Origin of the sequence: Mesorhizobium sp. M1E.F.Ca.ET.063.01.1.1 (assembly GCF_003998155.1) — a bacterium.
GTDB lineage: Bacteria > Pseudomonadota > Alphaproteobacteria > Rhizobiales > Rhizobiaceae > Mesorhizobium.
On the sequence record NZ_RZSC01000879.1, the window covers coordinates 1 to 2,250 of the forward strand.

A 2,250-nucleotide genomic window follows, 5' to 3' on the forward strand; every position below is an offset into this window, starting at 1 on the left:
GCGCCGCGACCCGCACGGGGATCCGGCTGCCGGACGGCACAGCTATCGCTGCTGCCTCGGGTCCTTCGCTGGCGGCCGGAGCCAAGGCAAGTTGTGCCGTGCGGCCGGAGCGCATCCAGATTTCGACTGGCGCAGCGAGGCTCGATATTGGCAATGCCAACACGCTCAAGGGGCGGGTTTCCAAACGTATCTTCGCCGGCAACAACAGCACCTATTTCGTCGACCGCGATGGCCAGACGCTCAAGGTGATCGTTCAGAACACCGGAGCCGAGCGCCTCGCCGAAGGCGAGCCCATGATGCTCAGCTGGTCGCCGGAAAGCACCGTGCTGATCGCAGCGAGCTGACGAGTGGTGCTGATGGGAAATGATGGCGCCGGCCTTGGCTGACCACCAGACCATGGCGTTATATCCAGTTCTCGACGGAGGAATGGATGGCGAGCATGGGTTTCGAGCCGGACGTGAAGGTCCGAGTCAAGGACTACCGGATCGGCTGCGTCGGCGCCGGCATGATCATGGCCGAATGCCATCTCGCCGCCTACGCGCAAGCCGGCTTCCCGGTGGTGGCGATCGCCTCGCGCACAAAGGCGAATGCCGAGAAGGTCGCCGCCCGCTGGGGAATTTCGACCGTCCACGACACGCCGGAGCAATTGATCGGGGACAGCCGTGTCGAGATCGTCGACCTTGCCTTCCCGCCCGATCAGCAGCCAGCGCTGATCCGTCGCGCGTTGAAGCAGCCGCACGTCAAGGCGATCCTGGCGCAAAAACCGCTGGCGCTCTCGGTCGCGGAAGCGGTGAAGCTGCGCGACGAAGCGGCGGCCGCCGGCAAGATCCTCTCGGTCAACCAGAACATGCGCTACGACCAGTCGATGCGTGTGCTGAAGCAGGTCATCGACAGCGGCGCGCTGGGCGAGATCGTCTTCGCTGAGATCGACATGCATGCGATCCCGCACTGGCAGACGTTCCTGGCCGGCTATGACCGGCTGACGCTCGCCAATATGAGCGTGCACCACCTCGACGTGCTGCGCTTCCTGTTCGGCGATCCGGATGAGATCACCACGCTGACGCGCAAGGACCCACGCACCAAGTTCCAGCATTCCGACGGCATCACGGTGTCGACGCTCCGCTTTCCCTCCGGCGTATTTGCCGTCTCGCTGGAGGATGTCTGGTCCGGCCCGCGCCAGGAAGGCTACCAGGACGATCAGCACATCGCCTGGCGCGTCGACGGCACCAAGGGCGTCGCCAAGGGCACGATCGGCTGGCCGAAGGGCGTCGCCTCGACACTAACCTATGCCTCGACCGAGACGACAGGCGGGGTATGGGTCACGCCAAGCTGGGACACGATGTGGTTCCCGCATGCCTTCATCGGCGTGATGGAACAGCTCCAATACGCGCTGAAGGCCGGCACGCCGCCGGCGCTGTCTGTCGCCGACAACGTCAAGACGATGGCCTTGGTCGAGGCCGGCTACAGGTCGATAGCCGAGGGTCGCACCGTCAAGCTGTCCGAAATCCGCATCGACTGAGGCAGCCGAAAGACACGACGACAGAATCGCTTACCGGGAGGACTTCACCTCATGATGCAGGCAGGTATCTTCACAGGCTATTTCCCCTATGAGCTTGAGGAGGTCGCGAAGCGCATCCGCGCGCTGGGTTTCAACACGGTGCAGCTCGACTTGCATTTCAAGGATATCGACCTCGCGGCCGGGCAGATCACCAGGGACAAGGCAAGGAAGGTGCGCGACACGTTCCGCGACCACAATCTGCCGGTCTGCTGCGTGTCCGGCTACACCAACATCATCCATCCGGACAAAGCCGAGCGCGAAAGACGGCTCGCCTATCTGAAGGAGATCATCCGCAACGCGCGTGAATTCGGCAGCGCTTACGTGATCTCGGAGACCGGCACCTACAACACCGAGTCCGACTGGGTGCATGATCCGAGGAACAAGACCGAGGAAGGGTTCGAGGAGTGCCGCAAGGTGATCTCCGATCTTGCCCAGACAGCCTATGACCATGGCGCGGTGTTTTTGCTCGAAACCTATGTCAACAATGTCGTCGGTTCGGTCGAGGAGACGGTCAGAATGTTCGCGCAGGTCGACCATCCCGGCCTCGGGCTATTGATGGACCCGACCAACTATTTCGAGGCGCACAATATCGACCGCATGGACCAGGTGCTGAACCAGGTGTTCGACACGCTGACCGACAAGATCAAAATCGCGCATGCCAAGGATGTGAAGCGCTCAGGGACCGACAAGAC

The 2,250-nt window shown here is 62.4% G+C and carries 3 protein-coding genes; all 3 read left to right on the forward strand.

The features are described 5' to 3' along the window. The coding region (locus tag EOA29_RS33715; RefSeq protein WP_127222223.1) for a TOBE domain-containing protein at positions 1-344 on the forward strand (344 nt) is incomplete at its 5' end. An 86-nt stretch (positions 345-430) separates the two neighbouring features. Then, a complete protein-coding gene (locus EOA29_RS33720) occupies positions 431-1,519 on the forward strand; it encodes a Gfo/Idh/MocA family oxidoreductase (protein WP_127222224.1) in 1,089 nt (362 codons plus the stop codon). A 51-nt stretch (positions 1,520-1,570) separates the two neighbouring features. Further along, the coding region (locus EOA29_RS33725; RefSeq protein WP_145969961.1) for a sugar phosphate isomerase/epimerase at positions 1,571-2,250 on the forward strand (680 nt) is incomplete at its 3' end.

Coding starts and splice junctions, on each gene's coding strand:
- EOA29_RS33720 (WP_127222224.1), top strand. CDS start 431: ATGGCGAGCATGGGTTTCGAGCCGGACGTGAAGGTCCGAGTCAAGGAC.